At 70.2% G+C, this 21,790-nt stretch carries 20 protein-coding genes and 1 pseudogene; 12 read left to right on the forward strand and 9 right to left on the reverse strand.

The genetic code is table 11. The features are described 5' to 3' along the window. Positions 1 to 28 precede the first annotated feature (28 nt). The 4 genes from ACZ3TS_RS34010 (at position 29) to ACZ3TS_RS34025 (ending at position 4,222) form a co-directional block, all read left to right on the forward strand. Complete coding sequence (locus ACZ3TS_RS34010) at positions 29 to 2,554, forward strand: sensor histidine kinase (protein WP_467625605.1); 2,526 nt, start codon at positions 29 to 31, stop codon at positions 2,552 to 2,554. Further along, the gene (locus ACZ3TS_RS34015; RefSeq protein ID WP_467625606.1) at positions 2,551 to 2,988 is read left to right on the forward strand and encodes a roadblock/LC7 domain-containing protein; all 438 of its coding nucleotides are present in this window, start codon (positions 2,551 to 2,553) and stop codon (positions 2,986 to 2,988) included. The genes ACZ3TS_RS34010 and ACZ3TS_RS34015 overlap by 4 nt, the downstream gene beginning before the upstream one ends. 19 nt (positions 2,989 to 3,007) lie before the next feature. Then, positions 3,008 to 3,394 (forward strand): DUF742 domain-containing protein, encoded by a 387-nt coding sequence (locus tag ACZ3TS_RS34020; RefSeq protein ID WP_467625608.1) that lies wholly within the window; start codon positions 3,008 to 3,010, stop codon positions 3,392 to 3,394. 222 nt (positions 3,395 to 3,616) lie between these two features. After that, entirely contained in the window at positions 3,617 to 4,222 is a 606-nt protein-coding gene (locus tag ACZ3TS_RS34025; protein WP_467625610.1) for a GTP-binding protein, read from the forward strand. A gap of 4 nt (positions 4,223 to 4,226) precedes the next feature. Here the strand turns inward: ACZ3TS_RS34025 and ACZ3TS_RS34030 are convergent, their stop codons facing one another. Further along, positions 4,227 to 4,655, reverse strand: a complete 429-nt coding sequence (locus ACZ3TS_RS34030; RefSeq protein WP_467625611.1) for a PPOX class F420-dependent oxidoreductase — start codon at positions 4,653 to 4,655, stop codon at positions 4,227 to 4,229. Between the two features lie 95 nt (positions 4,656 to 4,750). Between ACZ3TS_RS34030 and ACZ3TS_RS34035 the strand changes: the two genes are divergently transcribed. Together ACZ3TS_RS34035 and ACZ3TS_RS34040 are read left to right on the forward strand one after the other, a co-directional pair. Next, complete coding sequence (locus ACZ3TS_RS34035; protein ID WP_467625613.1) at positions 4,751 to 5,164, forward strand: roadblock/LC7 domain-containing protein; 414 nt, start codon at positions 4,751 to 4,753, stop codon at positions 5,162 to 5,164. A 265-nt stretch (positions 5,165 to 5,429) separates the two neighbouring features. Next, positions 5,430 to 6,371, forward strand: a complete 942-nt coding sequence (locus tag ACZ3TS_RS34040; protein ID WP_467625614.1) for a DUF6397 family protein — start codon at positions 5,430 to 5,432, stop codon at positions 6,369 to 6,371. Positions 6,372 to 6,416: 45 nt separating this feature from the next. Here ACZ3TS_RS34040 and ACZ3TS_RS34045 read toward each other — a convergent pair whose 3' ends face one another. Further along, on the reverse strand, positions 6,417 to 7,289 hold the full coding sequence (locus tag ACZ3TS_RS34045; RefSeq protein WP_467625615.1) for an acyl-CoA thioesterase: 873 nt from the start codon (positions 7,287 to 7,289) through the stop codon (positions 6,417 to 6,419). Between the two features lie 19 nt (positions 7,290 to 7,308). Then, positions 7,309 to 9,822: a DEAD/DEAH box helicase gene (locus tag ACZ3TS_RS34050; RefSeq protein WP_467625616.1), complete on the reverse strand. Its 2,514-nt coding sequence runs from the start codon at positions 9,820 to 9,822 to the stop codon at positions 7,309 to 7,311. A gap of 145 nt (positions 9,823 to 9,967) precedes the next feature. Here ACZ3TS_RS34050 and ACZ3TS_RS34055 point away from each other — a divergent pair, with 145 nt between their 5' ends. After that, complete coding sequence (locus ACZ3TS_RS34055) at positions 9,968 to 10,762, forward strand: metal-dependent hydrolase (protein WP_467625617.1); 795 nt, start codon at positions 9,968 to 9,970, stop codon at positions 10,760 to 10,762. A gap of 20 nt (positions 10,763 to 10,782) precedes the next feature. Here ACZ3TS_RS34055 and ACZ3TS_RS34060 read toward each other — a convergent pair whose 3' ends face one another. From ACZ3TS_RS34060 to ACZ3TS_RS34075, 4 genes are all read right to left on the reverse strand, one after another. Next, positions 10,783 to 11,058: a type B 50S ribosomal protein L31 gene (locus ACZ3TS_RS34060; RefSeq protein ID WP_467625618.1), complete on the reverse strand. Its 276-nt coding sequence runs from the start codon at positions 11,056 to 11,058 to the stop codon at positions 10,783 to 10,785. A 35-nt stretch (positions 11,059 to 11,093) separates the two neighbouring features. Beyond that, positions 11,094 to 11,564 carry a DUF5709 domain-containing protein gene (locus ACZ3TS_RS34065; protein WP_467625620.1) on the reverse strand — a complete coding sequence of 157 codons (471 nt, stop codon included), beginning with the start codon at positions 11,562 to 11,564 and terminating at the stop codon, positions 11,094 to 11,096. A gap of 270 nt (positions 11,565 to 11,834) precedes the next feature. Then, on the reverse strand, positions 11,835 to 13,652 hold the full coding sequence (locus ACZ3TS_RS34070; protein WP_467625622.1) for an ABC transporter ATP-binding protein: 1,818 nt from the start codon (positions 13,650 to 13,652) through the stop codon (positions 11,835 to 11,837). Further along, positions 13,649 to 15,484 carry an ABC transporter transmembrane domain-containing protein gene (locus ACZ3TS_RS34075; RefSeq protein WP_467625623.1) on the reverse strand — a complete coding sequence of 612 codons (1,836 nt, stop codon included), beginning with the start codon at positions 15,482 to 15,484 and terminating at the stop codon, positions 13,649 to 13,651. Before ACZ3TS_RS34075 ends, ACZ3TS_RS34070 begins: the two co-directional genes overlap by 4 nt. Positions 15,485 to 15,721: 237 nt before the next feature. Between ACZ3TS_RS34075 and ACZ3TS_RS34080 the strand changes: the two genes are divergently transcribed. From ACZ3TS_RS34080 to ACZ3TS_RS34090, 3 genes and pseudogenes are all read left to right on the forward strand, one after another. Further along, positions 15,722 to 16,498, forward strand: a complete 777-nt coding sequence (locus tag ACZ3TS_RS34080; RefSeq protein ID WP_467625625.1) for a hypothetical protein — start codon at positions 15,722 to 15,724, stop codon at positions 16,496 to 16,498. A gap of 111 nt (positions 16,499 to 16,609) precedes the next feature. Continuing rightward, a pseudogene (locus ACZ3TS_RS34085) lies at positions 16,610 to 16,820 on the forward strand (peptide-N4-asparagine amidase); the annotation flags it as partial. A gap of 14 nt (positions 16,821 to 16,834) precedes the next feature. Then, a complete protein-coding gene (locus ACZ3TS_RS34090; RefSeq protein WP_467625626.1) occupies positions 16,835 to 17,074 on the forward strand; it encodes a hypothetical protein in 240 nt (79 codons plus the stop codon). Between the two features lie 177 nt (positions 17,075 to 17,251). On the opposite strand, the gene ACZ3TS_RS34095 is transcribed toward ACZ3TS_RS34090, so the two are convergent. After that, positions 17,252 to 17,722: a MarR family winged helix-turn-helix transcriptional regulator gene (locus ACZ3TS_RS34095; RefSeq protein WP_467625627.1), complete on the reverse strand. Its 471-nt coding sequence runs from the start codon at positions 17,720 to 17,722 to the stop codon at positions 17,252 to 17,254. Positions 17,723 to 17,863: 141 nt separating this feature from the next. Here ACZ3TS_RS34095 and ACZ3TS_RS34100 point away from each other — a divergent pair, with 141 nt between their 5' ends. Together ACZ3TS_RS34100 and mltG are read left to right on the forward strand one after the other, a co-directional pair. Continuing rightward, entirely contained in the window at positions 17,864 to 19,666 is a 1,803-nt protein-coding gene (locus tag ACZ3TS_RS34100; protein WP_467625628.1) for an ABC transporter ATP-binding protein, read from the forward strand. 43 nt (positions 19,667 to 19,709) lie between these two features. After that, positions 19,710 to 20,549, forward strand: a complete 840-nt coding sequence (mltG, locus tag ACZ3TS_RS34105; protein ID WP_467625629.1) for an endolytic transglycosylase MltG — start codon at positions 19,710 to 19,712, stop codon at positions 20,547 to 20,549. A gap of 62 nt (positions 20,550 to 20,611) precedes the next feature. Here the strand turns inward: mltG and ACZ3TS_RS34110 are convergent, their stop codons facing one another. Then, positions 20,612 to 21,709 carry an NAD(P)-binding domain-containing protein gene (locus ACZ3TS_RS34110; protein ID WP_467625631.1) on the reverse strand — a complete coding sequence of 366 codons (1,098 nt, stop codon included), beginning with the start codon at positions 21,707 to 21,709 and terminating at the stop codon, positions 20,612 to 20,614. Between the last annotated feature and the right edge of the window lie 81 nt (positions 21,710 to 21,790).

Genomic DNA, 21,790 nt, shown 5'->3' on the forward strand with positions numbered 1-21,790 from the left:
GTCCCGACACACTCCGAGCGAGGAGTCCATGCGAACACCCCGTAGGACCGCCATGGCCGGCGCCGAGCCCCCGCCCCCGCCTCCGGTGCGCGGCCGCCGCGCGCACGCCGGCCCGCCGGCCGACGAGCCCCCCGAGACCGACGAGACAAGCGCCACGGAGCCCGGTTCACCCGTACGGGCAGGAGGGTGGCGCATACGCCCCCGCACCGTCCGGGCCAAGATCGTCTGTCTTCTGATGGTGCCCGTGATGTCGCTGCTCGCCCTGTGGGCGTACGCCACCGTCAGCACCGCCCAGGACATTGCCGGGCTGCGCCAGCTGCAACGCGTGGACTCCGCAGTTCGCGCCCCGGTCGCCGACGCCGTGGCGGCACTCCAGGCCGAACGGGCGGCCGCCGTGCGCTATGCGACCGACCCCGCCGCCCAGCAGCAGGGCGACCTGAAGACACTGGCGGGACGCACCGACCGGGCCGTGGCCAAACTGCGGCTCGGCGACCACAACACGGTCGCCGACGGCACCGATCTCCCCGCCGGTGTCCCCGCTCGCCTCGAAGCCTTCGTCACCCGAGCCGAAGCCCTGCGCTCCCTGCGGGAGGACGTCCTCGCCCGCCGGGTCGGCTGGGACGAGACGTACGGCCAGTACACCCGGACCATCGTCACGGCCTTCGGAGTGGGCGGCGCGCTCACCGGCGTCCAGAACGCCGACCTCGGCTCCGACGCGCGTGTGCTGCTCGAGTTCTCCCGTGCGGCGGAGTCACTCGCCCAGGAGGACGCGGTCCTCTCCAGCGCCCGCCTCGCGGGTACCCTCGACGGCGAACGCCTCCGACTGTTCACCGGCGCCGTCGACACACGGCGGACCCTGACCGCGTCCGCCGTGGCCGACCTGCGCGGTTCCGAACGGGCCGCCTGGCAGCGACTCGCGAAAGGCAGCGCATACGCCGACGTCGGTGCCGTCGAGGACAAGGTGCTGGCCGGCCGACCCGGTGTACAGGCTGTCGACGCCGCCCCGGCAGCCACCTGGAACCCCGCACACGCGCGCGTGCAGGACGGCATGCGGACCATCGAGGCGGACGCGGGCCGTGGCGTGGCCCACCGGGCCGACCCCTTCACCCGCGGCGTCCTCACCCCCGCCGGCGCCGCCGTCCTCCTGGGCCTGGCCGCCGTCGCCGCGTCGCTCGTCATCTCCGTACGCATCGGACGCGGACTCGTCGTCGAACTGGTCAGCCTGCGTAACAGCGCCCTGGAAATCGCCCGCCACAAACTCCCGCAGGCCATGCGCAAGCTGCGCGCCGGGGAGGAGATCGACGTCAACGCCGAGGCGCCATCCGGTCCGGCCGCGGAGGACGAGACCGGCCAGGTCGCCGAGGCCCTGGGCACCGTGCACCGCGCCGCCCTGCGTGCCGCCGTCGAACGCGCGGAACTCGCCAGCGGAATCTCCGGAGTCTTCGTCAACCTGGCCCGGCGCAGCCAGGTCCTGGTGCACCGCCAGCTCAGCCTGCTCGACAGCATGGAGCGCCGATCCGAGGACCCGGGCGAACTGAGCGACCTGTTCCGGCTCGACCACCTCACCACGCGGATGCGCCGCCACGCCGAGAGTCTGATCATCCTCTCCGGAGCCGCACCCGGCCGCGCCTGGCGCATGCCTGTCTCACTGACCAACGTCGTACGCGCAGCCGTCTCCGAGGTCGAGGACTACGCGCGCGTAGAGGTGCGGCAACTCTCCGAGGCCTCGGTGGTCGGCGCCGCGGTCGCCGACCTCACCCACCTCCTCGCCGAGATCATCGAGAACGCCGCCCAGTTCTCGCCGCCCCACACGCGCGTGCGCATCAGCGGGGAACCCGTCGGCAACGGCTATGCCGTCGAGGTCGAGGACCGGGGTCTCGGCTTGGGCAAGGAGACCCTCGCGGAGGCCAACCGGCGCATCGAGCAGTCCGAGGCGCTCGACCTCTTCGACAGCGACCGGCTCGGCCTCTTCGTGGTCAGCAGGCTCGCCTCCAGGCACGGCATCAAGGTGCACCTTCGGACCTCTCCCTACGGCGGCACGACCGCGGTCGTCCTCCTGCCGACCGCTCTGCTGCACAGCGGTGCGGTGGAACGATCCCCACGTACGGCGGACGCCGAACGGCACGAGGATCGCGAGTACGCGCGCGTGGCTGCGGCCACGGTACAGAAGGAGCCCGTGGAACAGGCCGCGGAACGGCCCGCGCTGGCGGGCTCCGCTCAGGCCGGGGTGCAGACATCCGCTGACGCCTCGGCCGAGACCGCGCCGCCCGGAGTCACCACGCTGAGGCTGCACCGCCCCTCCGACGACTCCGAGGGATCCGAGGACCTGCCGCGACGCGTACGGCAGGCGAGCCTTGCCCCCCAACTGCGCGCGCAGCGCCGGCAGGAGCCCGTCGCGGGCACGCAGCCATCACGGCGCGACGACGAGCGCACCCCCGAACTCGTACGGGACCGCATGGCGGCCTACCGCGACGGCTGGGCACGTGGCGGTGGCCACGCACCCGGTCACGCGGCGGGACCCGTCGGCGACAGCAGCGAAGGAGACCCCGCATGATTCAGGACCCGAGCATGAGGACCGCCCAGCGGTCGGGCGAACTCGACTGGTTGCTGGACGACTTGGTGCTGCGCGTGGGCGAGGTCCGGCACGCAGTGGTGCTCTCGAACGACGGACTGGCGATCGGCGCCTCCGGCGATCTCAGCCGTGAGGACGCGGAACACCTCGCGGCCGTCGCCTCCGGCTTCCACAGCCTCGCCAAGGGCGCGGGCCGACACTTCGGCGCCGGTGGAGTACGCCAGACGATGGTCGAGATGGACGACGGCTTCCTCTTCGTGGCAGCCGCGGGCGACGGGTCCTGTCTCGCCGTCCTCACGGCCGTCACGGCCGACATCGGCCTGGTGGCATACGAGATGGCGCGGTTGGTGAAACGTGTCGGCGAGCACCTCTACACCCCTCCTCGTGTGGCCACGCGTCCGCCTGCCGCCGGATGACGAGCGAAGGCGGTCGCAGATGACCGAGGACCGGACAGGCGCCCCGGACCAGCCGGGCAGCCAGTGGTACGACCGCGAGGCGGGACCGCTCGTCCGCCCCTACGCGATGACCGGCGGGCGCACCAAACCGGGCCCCACCGGGGTGCGTTTCGACCTCATCGCCCTCGTCTCGCTCGACACCGGGGCGCCGAACGTCGACGACGACACGGCACTGGGCCCGGAACACCGCGCGCTCATCGACCTGTGCCGCATCGAGACACAGTCCGTCGCCGAACTCGCCGCGGGCGCCGACCTGCCCGTCGGTGTCGTTCGCGTGCTCCTCGGGGATCTGCTGGAACTGGGCTGCGTCACGATCAGCCGCCCCGTGCCGCCGGCTCAACTGCCCGACGAACGGATTCTGCGCTAGGTCATCGAGGGACTGAGGGCGCTGTAGGCGATGGGCCGCAACCGCCGTGAGCCGGGCTCGTGCCGAGTTGTGCACCCATTCGGGCACCGAATGGGCGAGAGGTGGTCAGATCGGGCAAATAGCGGTCCAACCCCTCGAAGAGCGGTCGCAGTTGCCATGATGCTGACTCTGCACGGATGTACTGACGTCGACCGTTGTCGGCACTCCCGAGAGAAGTGATCGATGGTCTCCGAGCACTCCGACGCCCCCGAGGACGAGATGACCGCCCTGGCGTTGAAGATACTGGTCGCCGGCGGGTTCGGCGTGGGCAAGACCACTCTGGTGGGCGCGGTCAGCGAGATCAGGCCGCTGCGCACCGAGGAACTGCTGAGCGAAGCCGGCCAGTCCGTGGACGACACCGACGGCGTGGATCAGAAGGTAACGACGACCGTCGCCATGGACTTCGGGCGCATCACGATCCGGTCCGGACTCTCGCTCTACCTCTTCGGCACGCCGGGCCAGGACCGCTTCTGGTTCCTGTGGGACGAACTGTCCCAGGGCGCCCTCGGCGCCGTCGTCCTCGCGGACACCCGGCGACTCGAGGACTGCTTCCCCGCGGTGGACTACTTCGAGCACCGGCACATCCCGTTCGTGGTGGCGGTCAACTGCTTCGTGGGCGCCCGCACCTACGGCGCCCACGACGTCTCGCGCGCTCTCGACCTCGACCAGGGCACACCCGTGGTGCTCTGCGACGCACGGGACCGCGACTCCGGGAAGGAGGTGCTGATCCGTCTCGTCGAGTACGCCGGGCGGATGCACACCGCCCGGTTGCTCGACTCCGTGGGCTGACGTGCTACTCGGCGACGGCCGAATGGGCCAGCACCTTCTCGATCCGTACCCGGACGAGGAGCTCTCCCGGAACGCCGTTGCGGGCGCCGAACTCCTCGGCCCGCTCCTCGCCCATGTACCGAGCGCCGAGCCGGGTTGCCCAGTACCGCACCTCATCGAGGTCCTCCGACAGCTCCGCTCGCCCCTGCAGCACGACGAAGTCGTACGGGGGTCGGTCGTCGTCCACGCAGAGGGCGACCCGGCCGTCCCTGGCCAGATTCCGTCCTTTCACGGTCTCCTTGCCGGTGTTGAAGACCACGTCGTCTCCGTCGAGCAGGAACCAGATCGGCGCCACATGCGGACTGCCGTCGGCGCGGACGGTGGAGAGTTTCCCGGTGCGGGTGCCGTGCGAGACGAAGGCCCGCCATTCCTCGTCGGTCATCTTCTGTGCCATGCCCCCATCCTGCTTGCCGGGAGGGCGACGGTGGTGAAGGCTGGCTGATCGGATCCTCCTGCCAGGGGGAGCTACGTCCACGGGGAGAGAGGACCATGGCACAGAACTCGGAGATCGGCTGGCTCCTGGACGACCTGACGGAGCGCGTGGAGCACATACGGCACGCGTTGGTGCTGTCAAACGACGGACTGGTGACCGGCACCAGTACGGGGCTACGGCGGGAGGACGCCGAGCATCTAGCCGCGGTCTCCTCCGGTCTGCACAGCCTGGCGAAGGGCTCGGGCCGGCACTTCGGCGCGGGTCAGGTTCGTCAGACCATGATCGAATTCGACGACGCGATCCTGTTCGTCACCGCCGCCGGTCCGGGCAGCTGCCTGTGCGTGCTCAGCGCCGCCGAGGCTGAAATCGGCCAGATCGCGTACGAGATGACGCTGCTCGTGAACCGGGTCGGGGAGCACCTCGCCGTGGAATCACGGGAGCGGGAGCAGACGCCGACCGTGGACCTCTGACGGCGGGGCACGCGCCTCTCCCCTCTCCTGCTGCAAGAGCGCGCGGCCATCGCGCGAAGAGCCTCTGACGCGTAAATAGAGCCTGGTCAGGGTGGGTGTGGGCAGGGCTGGGCGCCCGGTGGTCGCGGTGGGCCGCTGACCTGTGGAAAAGGCCGGTGCGAGGAGTTATCCACAGGAAAATACCGGGATTCGGCGCTCCAGCTACGGTTTTTCCCGAGGCGGGCGTACACGACGCCCGTCAGGGACTCCACGGGGGAGAATTGCCATGTCCGGACAGACTTTCGCGTCGACCATCACCGAGGCCACCCACAACGCCGCGGGATCCGCGGCGCGGCGGCCGTCGCTGGCCTTGAGCCGCGCCGCACGGGAACTGGACCTCAGGCGGGGCGAGTTCGAACTCGCGGTACAGCTGGGGTACGTGCGGACCGTTTCCGGCGAGCGGGGAGGAGGCCGCCGCGTTCTGCGCGCGGAGATCGACCGCGTGCGCCGTGAGGACGGATTCCCCGAGGGACTGCGGGAGCGGGTCAAGGCAGTGGGCACGCGGGACGGAGCGGCCCTGATGGGGGTCACTCCGGCCAGGTTCACGCGGTTCGCGCGCCTGGGCCTGGTGGTCCCGGTGAAGTGGTACCTGAACCGCTACAGGGCCGTGGTCTGGCTGTATCTGGCCGAGGAGCTGAGCCAGTTCGCCGCCGGAGAGGCGAACCTGCCATTGCTCACCGGCCGGACGCCGGAAGGCCTGCGCGACCAGCTGGACGCGGGCCTGGATCTGCGGCCCCGCAACTGGCGAGGGCGCCATCTCGGGTTCCAGCTGCGTCAGACGGAGGACCCCTGGGCGAAGGCCGCGGTGATGGCGTCCCTGCTGGATCCGGCTCAGGTGGAGGAGATTGTCCGCGATCCTTATGAGCGGGCCGAGCTGTATCGGCTCCGGCCTGCGCAGTCCCTGCAGGTGCCGCCCGAGTCGCCCGCGGCCCGGATCGTCGCGCGGATCACGACGGCGGACGACCCGGACGAGGTCGGATGGCTTTTGGCCGACTTGAGGCAGGCGCTCATCGAGGCCCGCCGGCACCGGCGTGCCCCAGGGCCATTGTGTGCGGTCTCGGAAGAACGGCCCCCGGGAACCGCGGACGTCCGTCAGCAGACGCCCGCGCAGCGCGAGCTGACACCATCACGAGGGATGTTCGGATGGCTGCGCCGCAGAAACCCATGACCGGCGCGGCGCCGGGCGACGGCCCAGGCGCCGGACGCCCCTTCGTCACCGCTCGAGTCTGCGGAACAGTCCCTCCTGGACGACCGAGACGAGCAGGCGTCCCTCGAGGTCGTAGATGCGACCCCGGGCAAGACCGCGGCCGCCCACCGCGATCGGGGACTCCTGGTCGTAGAGGAACCACTCGTCCGCGCGGAACGGCCGGTGGAACCACATGGCGTGATCCAGCGACGCCATGTCGAAGCCGCGTGGACCCCACAGCGGTTCGACGGGGATGCGGACGGCGTCCAGGAGCGTCATGTCGCTCGCGTAGGTGAGCGCGCAGGTGTGCACAAGGGGGTCGTCCCCGAGCGGGCCGACGGCACGCATCCACACGGCGCTGCGCGGCTCGGCGTCCTTGATCTCCTCGACGTTCCAGCGCAGCCGGTCCACATACCGGATGTCGAAGGGCTGACGCCGGGCCATCCGTTCCAGCGTCTCGGGCAGGCCGCCGAGATGCTCCTCGACCTCCTGCGCCACCGTCGGCAGCGATTCCGGGTCCGGCACCTTCCGGGCCGGCGGCAACTGGTGCTCGAAGCTTCCCTCTTCAGGCTTGTGGAAGGAGGCGGTCAGATTGAATATCGTGCGGCCCCGCTGTACGGCCGTGACCCGGCGGGTCGTGAAGGACCTTCCGTCACGCACCCGTTCGACCTGGTACACGATGGGCACGCCCGGGATTCCCGGGCGCAGAAAGTACGCGTGCAGCGAGTGCACCGGCCGTTCGCCGTCCGTGGTGCGGCCAGCGGCGACCAGCGCCTGGCCGGCCACCTGGCCACCGAAGACCCGCTGCAGGGACTCCTGCGGGCTGCGGCCACGGAATATGTTGACCTCGATCTGCTCCAGGTCGAGCAGGTCGACGAGCCTCTCGGCTGGGTTCGTCATGGATGGGTTTCTCCTGTGCTCACAGCTGGCCGACGTCGGTGACCCGGACGACGGCGCGGCCCTCCGTGTCGGAGGCCGCGAGGTCGATCTCGGCGCTGATGCCCCAGTCGTGATCGCCGTTGGGGTCGGCGAAGGTCTGCCGGACGCGCCACAGCCCGTTCTTCGGCTCCTCCTCGATCATCAGCAGCTTCGGGCCGCGGGCGTCGGGGCCGGTGCCGAGCTCCTCGTACTCGTCCCAGTACCTGTCCATGGCCGCGCCCCACGCCTCGCTGTCCCAGCCGGACTCGGCGTCCATTTCGCCGAGTTCCTCGATCTGGTCGAGGGCGGCGAGCTCCACGCGGCGGAACATGGCGTTGCGGACCAGGACGCGGAATGCGCGCGCGTTCGCGGTGACGGGCTTGACCTCGTCGGCCTTCTCCTGGGCTTCCTCGGCCGTCAGTTCCTCAGGGTTGGCCAGTTGCTCCCACTCGTCGAGCAGGCTGGAGTCGACCTGGCGCACCATCTCGCCGAGCCAGGCGATCAGGTCCTCCAGGTCCTCCGACTTCAGGTCGTCCGGGACGGTGTGATCGAGGGCCTTGTAGGCGCCGGCCAGGTAGCGCAGCACGATGCCCTCGGTGCGGGCCAGCTCGTAGAAGGAGACGAACTCAGTGAAGGACAGGGCCCGTTCGTACATGTCACGGATGACCGACTTCGGCGACAGCGGATGGTCACCGACCCACGGGTGGCTCTTGCGGTAGGTGTTGTACGCGTGGAAGAGCAGTTCCTCCAGCGGTTTGGGGTACGTCACGTCTTGGAGGCGCTCCATGCGCTCCTCGTACTCCACTCCGTCGGCCTTCATCGCCGCCACGGCCTCACCGCGCGCCTTGTTCTGCTGGGAGACCAGGATCTGCCGCGGGTCGTCGAGCGTGGACTCGATGACCGAGACCATGTCGAGGGCGTACGAGGGGGATTCCGGGTCGAGGAGTTCGAATGCGGCCAGGGCGAACGTGGACAGCGGCTGGTTGAGCGCGAAGTCCTGCTGAAGATCGACCGTGAGGCGCACGATGCGGCCGGTGGCGTCCGGCTCGTCGAGCTTCTCGACGATGCCGCCGTCCAGCAGCGAGCGGTAGATCGCGATCGCACGCCGGATGTGCCGCAGCTGCTGCTTGCGCGGCTCGTGGTTGTCCTCCAGCAGATGACGCATCGCCTCGAAGGCGTTGCCCGGCCTGGCGATCACCGACAGCAGCATCGTGTGGGTGACCCGGAAGCGGGAGGTGAGCGGCTCCGGCTCGGAGGCGATCAGTTTCTCGAAGGTGTGCTCCGTCCAGCCGACGAAGCCCTCCGGTGCCTTCTTGCGCACCACCTTGCGGCGCTTCTTCGGGTCGTCGCCTGCCTTGGCGAGCGCCTTCTCGTTCTCGATCACGTGCTCCGGCGCCTGTGCCACGACAAGGCCTGCCGTGTCGAATCCCGCGCGCCCGGCGCGGCCCGCGATCTGGTGGAACTCACGGGCGCGAAGGGTGCGCACCCGGTTCCCGTCGTACTTGGTCAGCGCCGTGAACAGAACGGTGCGGATGGGGACGTTCACACCGACGCCCAGTGTGTCCGTGCCGCAGATGACCTTCAACAGACCGGCCTGGGCGAGTTTCTCCACGAGGCGGCGGTACTTGGGCAGCATGCCGGCGTGATGGACGCCGATGCCGTGGCGTACGTAACGCGAGAGGTTGCGGCCGAACTTGGTGGTGAAGCGGAAGTTGCCGATCAGCGCGGCGATCTCGTCCTTCTCCTCGCGCGAACACATATTGATGCTCATCAGCGCCTGGGCCCGCTCCACGGCCTGGGCCTGTGTGAAGTGGACGATGTAGACGGGGGCCTGCCGGGTCTCCAGGAGGTCGGTGAGCGTCTCGGTGAGCGGGGTGAGGCGGTACTCGTACGAGAGGGGCACCGGACGGGTCGCCGAGCGCACCACCGCGGTCGGGCGCCCGGTGCGGCGGGTCAGGTCGTTCTCGAACATCGAGACATCGCCGAGAGTCGCCGACATCAGGATGAACTGCGCCTGCGGCAGTTCCAGGATCGGGATCTGCCACGCCCAGCCGCGGTCGCCCTCGGCGTAGAAGTGGAACTCGTCCATCACGACCTGGCCGACGTCGGCCTGCCTGCCGTCGCGCAGCGCAATGGAGGCGAGGACCTCAGCTGTGCAGCAGATCACAGGGGCGTCCGCGTTGACGGAGGCATCACCGGTGAGCATGCCGACGTTCTCGGTGCCGAAGAGCTTGCACAGCTCGAAGAACTTCTCCGAGACCAGCGCCTTGATCGGCGCGGTGTAGAAGGTGACCTCGTCCCGGGCGAGCGCCGCGAAGTGCGCGCCCGCGGCGATCATGCTTTTGCCGGAGCCGGTGGGAGTCGAGACGATCACGTTCGCTCCCGAGACCACCTCGATCAGCGCCTCCTCCTGGTGCGGATAGAGGGTGAGGCCGCGCTCCCCGGCCCACGACTCGAAGGCTTCGTAGAGGGCGTCGGGGTCTGCGGTCTGTGGGAGCTGATCGATGAGGGTCACGTCCCCATCTTGCCTGCCCTGACACCGGATGGGGGAATCGGATGCCGGTCCGAAGATCGCCGACGCTACGCTGTGTCGCCGACAAGGCGTCAGCGGACACTGACAACTGGACAGCGCGACAAGAGGAATGGGGCGGGAAGCGGCCATGATGGGACCAGCACACTCACTGTCGGGGGCCGCGGCCTGGCTCGGGGTGGGGGCGGCCGCCGCGGCGGCAGGCCATCCGATGCCCTGGCCGGTCCTGCTCGTCGGCGCACTGATCTGCGCGGGTGCCGCACTGGCCCCGGATCTGGACCACAAGGCGGCGACCATCTCGCGGGCCTTCGGACCCGTCTCCCGCTGGGTGTGCGAGATCGTCGACAAGCTGTCGTACGCCGTCTACAAGGCGACCAGGAAGCCCGGCGACCCGCGCCGGTCGGGCGGTCACCGTACGCTGACGCACACGTGGCTGTGGGCGGTGCTGATCGGCGCGGGCACCTCGGTCGCGGCCATCCTGGGCGGCCGGTGGGCGGTGTTGGCCATCCTCTTCGTGCACATGGTGCTGGCGATCGAGGGGCTGTTGTGGCGGGCGGCACGCGGTTCGAGCAGCGATGTGCTGGTGTGGCTGCTGGCCGCGACGAGCGCCTGGATTCTCGCCGGCGTACTGGACAAACCGGGCAATGGTTCCGACTGGCTGTTCACGGCGCCGGGCCAGGAGTACCTGTGGCTCGGCCTGCCGATCGTCCTGGGCGCTCTGGTGCACGACATCGGGGACGCGCTGACGGTGTCGGGCTGCCCGATCCTGTGGCCCATACCGCTGGGTCGCAAGCGCTGGTACCCGGTGGGTCCACCGAAGGTGATGCGGTTCCGGGCGGGCAGCTGGGTCGAGCTGAAGGTGCTGATGCCGGCGTTCATGCTGCTCGGCGGGGTGGGCTGCGCGGCGGCGCTCAACGTCATCTGAGCGCGGCCCGGCGCGGCGGACTACCGGTTCGCCTCACCGCCGGCCGCCTGCCCCGCGCTGCCGTACCGACGCTCGAACTGGGCGATGCGCCCCTCCGAGTCCACCGTCCGTGCCTTACCGGTGTAGAAGGGGTGGCTCTCGGACGAGATCTCGACATCCACGACCGGGTACGTCCCGCCGTCGTCCCACTCGATGGTCTGGTCGCTGGTGGCGGTGGACCGTGTGAGGAAGGCGTAGCCGGCGGCGCGGTCGCGGAAGACGACGGGGTGGTAGTCAGGCTGCTTGTCCTGCTGCATGGCCTCTCCTTGAGGGGCGCGGGGGATCTGCGGCGTCAGCCGGACGGGGTCTCCTCGTCGACGATGTGCACGGCCGCCTCCTCGGCTGAGGAGGCGGCGCCGTCGATGCCGACGTCGGTGGCGACAAGGCCGCTCTCCTCGTCCTCGTGCGCCCCTTCGTCGGGGGCGACAAGGCGGCCGGAGCGGATGTCGCCCACCTCGTTGTCCAGCGGTTCCCCGTCGCCGTCCGACCAGTCGCCGATGTCGTCGCCGTCCGGGACCGTGATGTCCGGAAGCTCCTCGGCGAGGCGCTCGTCCAGGGTTTCGCCGCGGTGTCCCTCGGCCGCGGTCACGCCCACGTGCTCCACCGCCCAGGGCCGCTCCGGTGGTGACCAGCCCCGGTCGAGAGGGTCCCCGACCCCGTCGGAGAGCAGAGTGTCCTCGGCGTCGAGCAGCCCCGCGTCGTCCTGCACCTCGGATCCGTCGGGCTGGTAGACGTCGTCTCCCCAACCGTCGGTGCTGTCCACGGGTACCTCCTGGTGATGGGACGGAACCGGGCGCCGCCGTGCACGACGGCGGACACGGGGAGCACTGGGCGCGGGCCGCGCCCTTCCGAACCGGATGACTGCGGCACGTCCGCGCGCCGGTGCCACCTCCAGCGTTTCACCCCGCGATGGCACTGCGCAACGGCAGCCACGGGGATAGCGCGGCACAGGCGCGTCGGGCGCCAGTAAGGGGTCCGGGACGGACGGCCGACCGCCCGCTTCCCGACCCCTTCCCCGGCCCGGCGGCTGGTGTCAGCCGTGCCAGGACCGCCACAGCGCCGCATACGCCCCGTCCGCGGCGACCAGGTCGTCGTGGCTGCCCAGCTCGCTGATCCGCCCGTTCTCCACGACGGCGATGACGTCGGCGTCGTGGGCGGTGTGCAGCCGGTGCGCGATGGCGACGACGGTGCGCCCGTCCAGCACGCGGGCCAGGGAGCGCTCCAGGTGGCGGGCCGCGCGGGGGTCGAGGAGGGAGGTCGCCTCGTCCAGGACCAGCGTGTGCGGATCGGCGAGCACCAGCCGGGCCAGGGCGATGTGCTGCGCCTGTGCCGGAGTGAGCGCCAGACCGCCGGAGCCCACCTCGGTGTCCAGGCCGTCGTCCAGGGCGCGGGCCCAGCCGTCCGCATCGACCGCCGCCAGCGCGGTCCACAGCTCGGCGTCGAGGGCGTCCAAGGGAACCCCCTGGCCCGCGCCGAGCCGAGAGTGGGGGAGGGCCAGCAGCAGGTTGTCCCGCAGGGAGCCCACGAAGACGTGGTGCTCCTGGTTGACCAGGGCCACGTGTGAGCGCACCCGCTCGGCGGGCATCCGCGAGAGTTCCGCGCCGCCGAGGGTGATCCGGCCGTCCCGGGGTGCGTAGATCCCGGCGAGCAGCCGGCCCAGCGTGGACTTGCCCGCGCCGGAGGGCCCCACGAGAGCGAGCCGGGTCCCCGGCGGCACTTCCAGGGAGACCTGGTGCAGCACGTCGACTCCGGCGCGGTAGCCGAAGCGCACCTCGTCCGCCCGGACGTCCCGCCCGTCAGGTGTCAGAGCTGCGTCACCCGCGTCCGGCTCGATGTCCCTGACTCCGACCAGGCGGGCCAGTGACACCTGGGCGACCTGCAGCTCGTCGTACCAGCGCAGGATCAGGCCCACCGGGTCGACCAGCATCTGCGCGATGAGCGCGCTCGTCGTCAGCTGTCCGACGCCGATCCAGCCGTGCAGGACGAACACACCGCCGATCATCAGGACCGAGGACAGGACCGTGACATGCGTGATGCTGATGACCGGGAAGAGCACCGAGCGCAGCCACAGTGTGTAGCGCTCCCAGGCCGTCCACTCCTTGACCCGCCGGTCGGAGAGCCCGATACGCCGGTCGCCGAGGCGGTGCGCCTCGATGGTGCGCCCCGCGTCCACGGTCTCGGCGAGGACGGCGGCCACGGCGGCGTACCCGGCGGCCTCGGAGCGGTAGGCCGACGGAGCACGCTTGAAGTACCAGCGGCAGCCGATCACCAGCAGCGGTACCGCGAGGAGCACGGCCGGAGCGAGCGGCGGGGCAGTGACGGTCAGACCGCCGAGCAGCAGCAGCGCCCACACCACGCCGATCGACAGCTGCGGCACGGCCTCCCGCATCGCGTTGGCGAGCCGGTCGATGTCGGTGGTGATCCGGGACAGCAGATCACCGGTCCCGGCCCGCTCCAGGACGCCCGGCGGTAGTCCCACCGACCGTACGAGGAAGTCCTCCCGCAGATCGGCGAGCATCCGCTCGCCGAGCACGGCACCGTTCAGCCGCACCAGCCGCACGAACACGACCTGGATGCCGAGCGCGAGGACGAACAGCGCGGCGGTGCGCTCCAGGTGGAGCTCCCGGGCGCCGTCCGCCACACGCTCCACGAGCCCGCCGAGCAGATAGGGGCCCGCCATCGAGGCAACGACGGAGACCGTGTTCACGGCGATGAGCAGCAGGAAGGCCCGACGGTGCCGGTGGAACAGTTCGGCCACGTAGGCGCGGACGGTCGCTGGGGCCCCGATGGGCAGCGTGTTCGCCGCCGTCGGGGCCGCCGGGTCGTACACCGGTGGCGCCACGCCGATCATGCGGTCTCCTCGATCTCTTCCAGTTCGGCCAGCATGTCCTCGGCCAGTACGTGTTCGTTCGGTACCTGTTCGGCTGGTACGTCGTTCCGCACGGCGGCCTCGTCGTCGGGCTCGCGGGTCACGACCGCGCGGTACCTGGGCTCGCCGTGCACCAGCTCACGGTGCAGGCCCATCGCCGCGACCTCGCCGTCGTGCACCAGCACGACGTGGTCGGCGCGGTCCAGCAGCAGCGGCGACGAGGTGAACACGACCGTCGTACGCCCGGCGCGCAGTTGCCGGATCCCCTCGGCGATCCGTGCCTCGGTGTGCGAGTCGACGGCGGACGTCGGCTCGTCCAGGACCAGTACCTGCGGGTCCGTGATCAGCGACCGGGCCAGGGCGAGCCGCTGGCGCTGGCCGCCGGACAAGGACCGGCCCCGCTCGTTGATCCGCGCGTCCATCGGGTCCTCGGCGACCTGCGACCCCTGCGCGAGCGCGTCCAGAACGTCGGCGCACTGCGCGGCAGTGAGCGCCTCCTCGGCGCTGACCCGGCCGGAGGCCGGGACGTCGAGCAATTCGCGCAGTGAGCCGGACAGCAGCACCGGGTCCTTGTCCTGGACGAGGACGGCGGTCCGGGCCGAGTCGAGTGGCAGCTCGTCCAGAGGGACGCCGCCCAGGAGTACCGAGGTGCTTTCCTCGGCGGGGTGTCCGCCAAGCCGCTCGGCGAGCACGCCCGCCGCGTCCGGGTCGCCGCAGACCACGGCCGTGAGCTGTCCCGACTGCGCCCGTAGCCCTGTCCGGGGGTCATACAGGTCTCCGGTCGGCAGGCAGGCCTCGCGGGAACCCGCGGCATCCGTGGCGCGCTCCAGCGACAGCACCCGCGCTGCGCGCCGAGCAGAGGGCCGAGAGAAGGAGTACGCCATGGCGATCTCCTGGAAGTGCTGCAGTGGATAGGTGAGCAGCATGACCGCGCTGTAGACGGTGACCAGTTCGCCGACGGCGATCCGGCCCTCGTGGGCCAACTGCACACCGCGCCAGACGACGGCGATCATGAGGAGCCCGGGCATCAGCACCTGGATCGCGGCGATCAGCGACCACATCCGTGCGCTGCGCACCGCCGCGGTGCGGACCTTCTGGGAGGCCCGGCGGTAGCGGTCCAGGAACAGCTCCTCGCCACCGATGCCGCGCAGCACCCTGAGGCCCGCGACGGTGTCGGAGGCCAGCTCGGTGGCACGGCCTGCGTTCTCGCGCTGGATGTCGGCACGCCGGGTCGCCCGGGGGAGCAGTGGCAACACGGCCAATGCCAGTAGCGGTACACCCACCGCGACGATGACGCCGAGTGCGGGCTGGTACACGACGAGTCCGACGCAGACCGCCACGACGGTGAGGGCAGCCGCGCTGAAGCGCGAGACGGCCTCCACGAACCAGCCGATCTTCTCGACGTCGCCCGTGGACACCGCGACGACCTCCCCGGCCGCGACCCGCCGGGTCAGGGCCGAGCCGAGTTGCGCCGTCCTGCGGGCGAGGAGCTGCTGGACCCGCGCGGCTGCGGTGATCCAGTTGGTGACCGCGGTGCGGTGCAGCATGGTGTCGCCGAGGGCGATACCCGCCCCGCACAGTAGGAGTAGCCCGCCCGTCTGGACGAGCTGTGCGCCCGAACGCTCGACGACGGCCTGGACGGCGAGGCCGACACAGAACGGCAGCCCGCAGACGGACAGGAAGTGCAGCAGCCCCCATGCGAGGGACTTGAGCTGGCCGCCCAGCTGATTTCGACCGAGCCACCACAGGAACCGGGGACCCGAGCGCGCGTCGGGCACACCGGCGTCGGGATACGGAAGGTCTTGAATCTGCATGACGTCCCAGTGGCTCGTGTCAGGGATGGACCGGGCCGCGGAGCGGAGGCGAGCCGGGGGCAGCGCCTACGAACATCCACGAATGCCTAACAAACCGTGAAAGGGTCGCGTCGCGATGCGGTCCGAGGCAAACGGTTTTCCGGCCCGAACGGCGAGAACCGGCCCCTCGACGACACGCGGGACGCGGAAGATCCTATATACGTAAATCACCGGATAGATAACGTGACTATATGACTTATGCGAACAGGTGGTGTGCAAGGTGTGGGACGCTCGCGAGCTGTGGGAGCGGCCTGTGGCGTGCTCCTGATGTCCCTGTCGGCGTGCGGAGTTCGGGACGGAGAGGCACCACGGCCGCAGGGCGGCCGTTCGCCCAGCAGGGCCGCGGGCCCGCCCGCCCCTATCGCCAAACCATCTGTTCCCACGGTTGATTCGGGACGCATCCCGGGAGTCGGCGACCGTCTGCACCGGCACATCCCGGCCAGCACCCGCCAGGCCCTGGTCGTCTACGGCGACGGCGAGGATTCGCCGGACTCCACGATCGTGTTCTACGTGAAGGACGACCCCGATTGGACCGAGGCCGGGCGATGGCGGGGGCACAACGGAAAGGGGGGCTGGACCACCGACCACCACGAAAACGACCTGCGCACCCCGGTCGGGGTGTTCACGCTCACCGACGCGGGCGGTGTCCTCGACGATCCGGGCACCCGGCTGCCGTATGACCACGACACGTCGTCCTACAAGGTGCCGGAGGAGTGGGGCGAGGCGCACTGGAACGACTTCGACCATGTCATCGCCATCGACTACAACCGGCTCCCGGGTACCCCGCCGAGCGATCCGACCCGCCCCGAGGGCGACGAGAAGGGCGGCGGCATCTGGCTGCACGTGGACCACGGTGACGGTACGTTGGCCTGTGTCACCCTGCCCGAGCCCGGTATGGAGTATCTGTTGCGGACACTCGACCCGGACCGGTATCCGGTGGTGGTGATGGGGGACAGAGCGCATCTGAAGGCATAGGCGTCATTGCGCCCTGCGGGAGGACCCGGTACCGCGATCGGGTGCCTCCGGCCCCTCATTGCGGGACGCGCCGACTCCCCGTACGAACACGGGACATGAGATGTCGGATCGGTCGTCGAGACCCGCGACGGTCGGCACACGGCGTGGTCACGGCTCGACGACACCTACACCGGTGACGCCACCTACACGATGTGCCGCGTGACCAGCGACAAGCGGTCGGTGTGACGAGCGAGCGGTACCAGCTCCACGGCTCGGACGGCTGCTGGACCGGAGGTTGACGACCACTCAGGGTGTGCTCACCGAGGACCGCGGCGGCAGCTGAACGTGCTGCGTGCGATGCGTCTCGCGCGGCGTGACTCGACGCGCGTCACCACCGACCTGCTCGGCAGCTGCGTCGCCGTCTTCGTGGTGTCCCGCTGGGAGGGCGCGCTGGACGTCCTACGGGCGAGGAAGGTCCTGGACGGCGAGATCGCGTCCGTGTCGGAGGCCGAGGAGCCGGACACGGAGGCGGTCGCGGCGCGGAAGGCGGGGATGCCCGCCCAGTCGGGCAAGGAGCCCGTCCCCGAGGCCGGATGACGCAACCACACGGACGGGCCGCGTGCTCCGCTCCCGCACCGACGGAGCGCCGGCCGCGGGCCGTTCCCGTGCGCCCCGGTTCCGATCCGGCGCGGCAGTGCGGTGGCGCCCCCCGCCGACGTTGGGAAAGCCCTCGTCCCGGTACCGCTCGCCCTCACCGCCGGCGGTGAGCCGCCGTCAGCAGGGACTCTCCCGTCGGGCCGCGGCGGGGACGTCGCCGCCGTCGATCAATGTGTCGAGCAGACCCCCGAGCACCTCGCGCTGCTCGTCCGTCAACGGAGCCAGGATCTCCTCCGCGGCGGACCTGCGCGCCCCGCGCAGTTCACGCAACGCCTTGCGGCCCTCCTCCGTGACCTCGACACGGATCACCCGGCGGTTGGTGGGATCGGGCACTCGGCGCACCTTGCCGCCTGCCTCCAGTGCGTCGACCAGTGTGGTCACCGCCCGCGGCACCACCTCGAGGCGCTCGGCGAGATCCGCCATCCGGGGCGGAGAGCCAAAGTGTGCCAGGGTGCGCAACAGCCTGGACTGGGCCGGTGTGATGCCCAGGTCACCCTGCTCCAGATGGCGCTTCTGAATCCGGTGCACCCGGCGGGTGAACCGCAGCAGCTGCTCGGCGAGCAGACCGTCGGGATCGGGGGAGGTCATGCGGGAAACAATATCAGGACCTTGTTCATTGTGAGTATAGGTAACAATGAGCTAGCATCCGTCAGTCGTCGTCCTGTCACCGCGGACCGGCACACCGCGGCGTCGGATCCCTCGTACGCCGCCTCACCACCGTAGGAGCCCATGCATCCCGACCAACCCACCTGGAACCCGTCACCCGGCGGCTCGCCGGAGCAGCCACGGCAGGTTCGCCGCATCCTGAAGCTGTTCAAGCCGTACCGCGGCCGGCTCGCGATCGTCGGCCTGCTCGTCGGCGCGTCGTCGCTGGTGTCCGTGGCCACGCCGTTCCTGCTGAAGGAGACCCTGGACGTCGCGATCCCGCAGGGTCGCACCGGCCTGCTGAGCCTGCTCGCGCTCGGCATGATCCTGAGCGCCGTCGTCACCAGCGTCTTCGGTGTGCTGCAGACCCTGATCTCCACCACCGTCGGCCAGCGGGTCATGCACGATCTGCGCACCGCCGTCTATGGGCGACTGCAGCGCATGTCGCTCGCCTTCTTCACCCGGACCCGCACGGGCGAGGTCCAGTCCCGCATCGCCAACGACATCGGCGGCATGCAGGCGACGGTCACCTCCACCGCCACGTCCCTGGTGTCCAATCTCACGAGCGTGGTCGCCACGATCGTCGCGATGGTGGCCCTCGACTGGCGGCTCACCGTCGTCTCGTTGCTCCTGCTGCCGTTGTTCGTGTGGATCAGCCGTCGTGTCGGCAACGAACGCAAAAAGATCGCCACCCAGCGCCAGAAGCAGATGGCCGCCATGGCCGCCACGGTCACCGAGTCGCTCTCCGTCAGCGGCATCCTGCTCGGCCGCACCATGGGCCGCGCCGACTCGCTCACCGCCTCCTTCGAAAGCGAGTCCGAGAGCCTCGTCGACCTCGAGGTGAAGTCGAACATGGCGGGCCGCTGGCGCATGGCCGTCATCACCATCGTCATGGCCGCGATGCCCGCCGTCATCTACTGGACCGCAGGCATGGCGCTCCAGCTCGGCGGCCCGTCCGTCTCCATCGGCACGCTCGTCGCGTTCGTCTCGCTCCAGCAGGGACTGTTCCGGCCGACCGTCAGCCTGCTGTCCACCGGCGTCCAGATCCAGACCTCGCTCGCGCTCTTCCAGCGCATCTTCGAATACCTCGACCTGCCCATCGACATCACCGAGCCCGCCGACCCGGTCCACCTCGACGGGGTCAAGGGCGAGATCCGTTTCGAGGGCGTCGCGTTCCACTACGACGACAAGAGCGGTCCGATCCTCGAAGACGTCGACATCACCGTCCCGGCGGGCGGCAGCCTCGCCGTGGTCGGCCCCACCGGCTCCGGGAAGTCCACGCTCAGCTATCTGGTCCCGCGGTTGTACGACGTGACGGACGGGCGAGTCACGCTCGACGGCGTCGATGTGCGGGACCTGGACTTCGACACGCTCGCCCGCGCGGTCGGCGTGGTGTCCCAGGAGACGTATCTGTTCCACGCCTCGGTCGCCGACAACCTGCGCTTCGCCAAGCCGGACGCCACCGAGGAGGAGTTGCACACGGCGGCGAAGGCGGCCCAGATCCACGACCACATCGCCTCCCTCCCCGACGGGTACGACACGGTCGTCGGCGAGCGCGGCCACCGCTTCTCCGGCGGTGAGAAACAGCGGCTCGCCATCGCCCGCACCATACTGCGCGACCCGCCGGTCCTCATCCTCGACGAGGCGACCAGCGCGCTCGACACCCGTACCGAGGCCGCGGTCCAGGAGGCCATCGACGCACTGTCGGCCAACCGCACGACACTCACGATCGCCCACCGGCTGTCCACCATTCGGGGGGCCGACCAGATCGTCGTCCTTGACTCGGGGCGCACGGTCGAACGGGGCACGCACGACGAACTGTTGGAACTGGACGGACGGTATGCGGCCCTGGTCCGGCGGGACGCGCAACTGGAGACGGCAAGATGAAGATATGCCGGGTTTATAACGTTTTGCGGGTTACGGTACCCGCATGCAGACGAACATTCCGTCAGGCAAGCAGACCGGACTGAAGCGCCGGCGCCGCGTCGGCCTCGTCGTGACCGGCGCCGTCGTGGCGGCCACCGCCGTGGCGGTGCCGCTGCTGATCCTGAAGAGCGACATCGAGGAGCGGCACATCTCTCTCGTCATCCCGGAGGGATGGCGCGCCGGCCAGGTCTACCGGGCCGTCGACAAGGCCCTGCGGCTTCCGCCGGGTTCCACGAGGAAGTCCTTGGCCAAGGCCCACCTCAAACTGCCGAACGACGCGCGGGGCAACCCCGAGGGGTACCTCTTCCCGGCCACCTATCCGCTCCGCGAGAACGCGGCTCCGGAGTCCGTGCTGCAGTACATGGTCGACACCGCGAACAAGCGGTTCAGTCGCGGCACCATCACCGCGGGTGCCCAACGCAGCGGGATGAGCGTCTACCGGACCGTCACCATCGCCAGCATCGTGCAGTCCGAGGCGGCGACCAGCGAGGACATGCGCAAGGTGGCCCGCGTCATCTTCAACCGTCTGCAGCGGGGCATGCCGCTGCAGATGGACTCCACCCTCAACTACGCGATGGACCGCTTCACACTGAACACCACCACGACCGACACGAAGATCGACAGCCCCTACAACTCGTACCGGCGCATGGGTCTGCCGCCGACGCCGATCGCCAACCCGGGCACGGAAGCGATGCGTGCCGCGCTCAATCCGGCGCCGGGCGACTGGCTGTTCTTCGTCACCGTCAAGCCGGGCGACACCCGGTTCACCGCGAGTTACGCGCAGCACCTGCGGAACGTCGAGGAGTTCAACCGGCTGCGCGGCGGCGGTTCGGCGTCACGCTGAGCGTGCGAGGCCGGCGGATCGCGCGAGGCTGCGCATCCGGGGAGACGACGACACCGTGGAGCTCACGCGACGTTCTCTTCAGCCTCTTCGGCCGGCACTTCCGCCAGCAGCCGCCTGATGTCCCGCACGGCGGCGCGCCCGGCTCGGTTGGCGCCGATGGTGCTGGCCGACGGGCCGTAGCCGACCAGATGGATTCGCGGGTCGGAGGCGACCCGGGTGCCCTCGACCCGGATGCCGCCGCCCGGCTCACGGAGCCGCAGCGGGGCGAGATGGTCGATCGCGGTCCGGAAGCCGGTCGCCCACAGGATCACGTCGGCGTCCACGTGCCGCCCGTCGTTCCACTCCACGCCGTCCGGCACGATCCGGTCGAACATCGGCTGCCTGTCCAGGACCCCTTCGGCGATCGCCTGCCGGATCGCGTCGTTGAGCGGCAGCCCGGTCACCGAGACCACGCTCCTCGGCGGCAGTCCCTGCCGCACCCGCTCCTCCACGAGTGCCACGGCGGCCCGTCCCACGTCCTCGGTGAAGGGCCCCTCGCGGAACACGGGCGGACGCCGGGTCACCCATGTGGTGGCGGCGTAGGGGGCGATCTCCATCAGGTGCTGGGTGCCGGACGCCCCGCCGCCGACGACGACCACCCGCCGTCCGGCGAACTCCTCGGGCCCGGGGTACTGGGCGGTGTGCAGCTGCCGGCCCCGGAAGGTCTCCTGGCCGGGGTAGCGCGGCAGGAAGGGCCGGTCCCACGTACCCGTGGCGTTGATCAGCGCCCGCGTCGACCAGGTACCGGCAGACGTCTCGACGAGCAGCCGCCCGTTCGTGCCCTCGCGCACCGCCCTCACGTCGACCGGCCGCCGTACCCGCAGGTCGAAGGTGTGTTCATAGGTGTCGAAGTACGCGCTGATGACCTCGGACGACGGCCGCGCCGGGTCGGCGTCCGTCAGCTCCATGCCCGGCAGGGCGTGCATCCCGTGCACCTTGCCGTACGTCAGCGAAGGCCAGCGGAACTGCCAGGCGCCGCCGGGACCGGGGGAATGGTCGAGCACCACGAAGTCGCGGTCCGGCTGGAAACCTGTGCGCCGCAAATGATAGGCGCTGGACAGTCCGGCCTGACCAGCGCCTATGACGACCACGTCGACTTCACGTACCCGGGTGTGGTTCACGTTTCGACCAACCACGCCGGGGCCGCGGATCTTCCCAGCGGTCAGCGCGACGGGCGACCAGCGCACTTCCCGGGCTGTCAA

This window comes from Streptomyces sp. NPDC022910, from assembly GCF_055561075.1.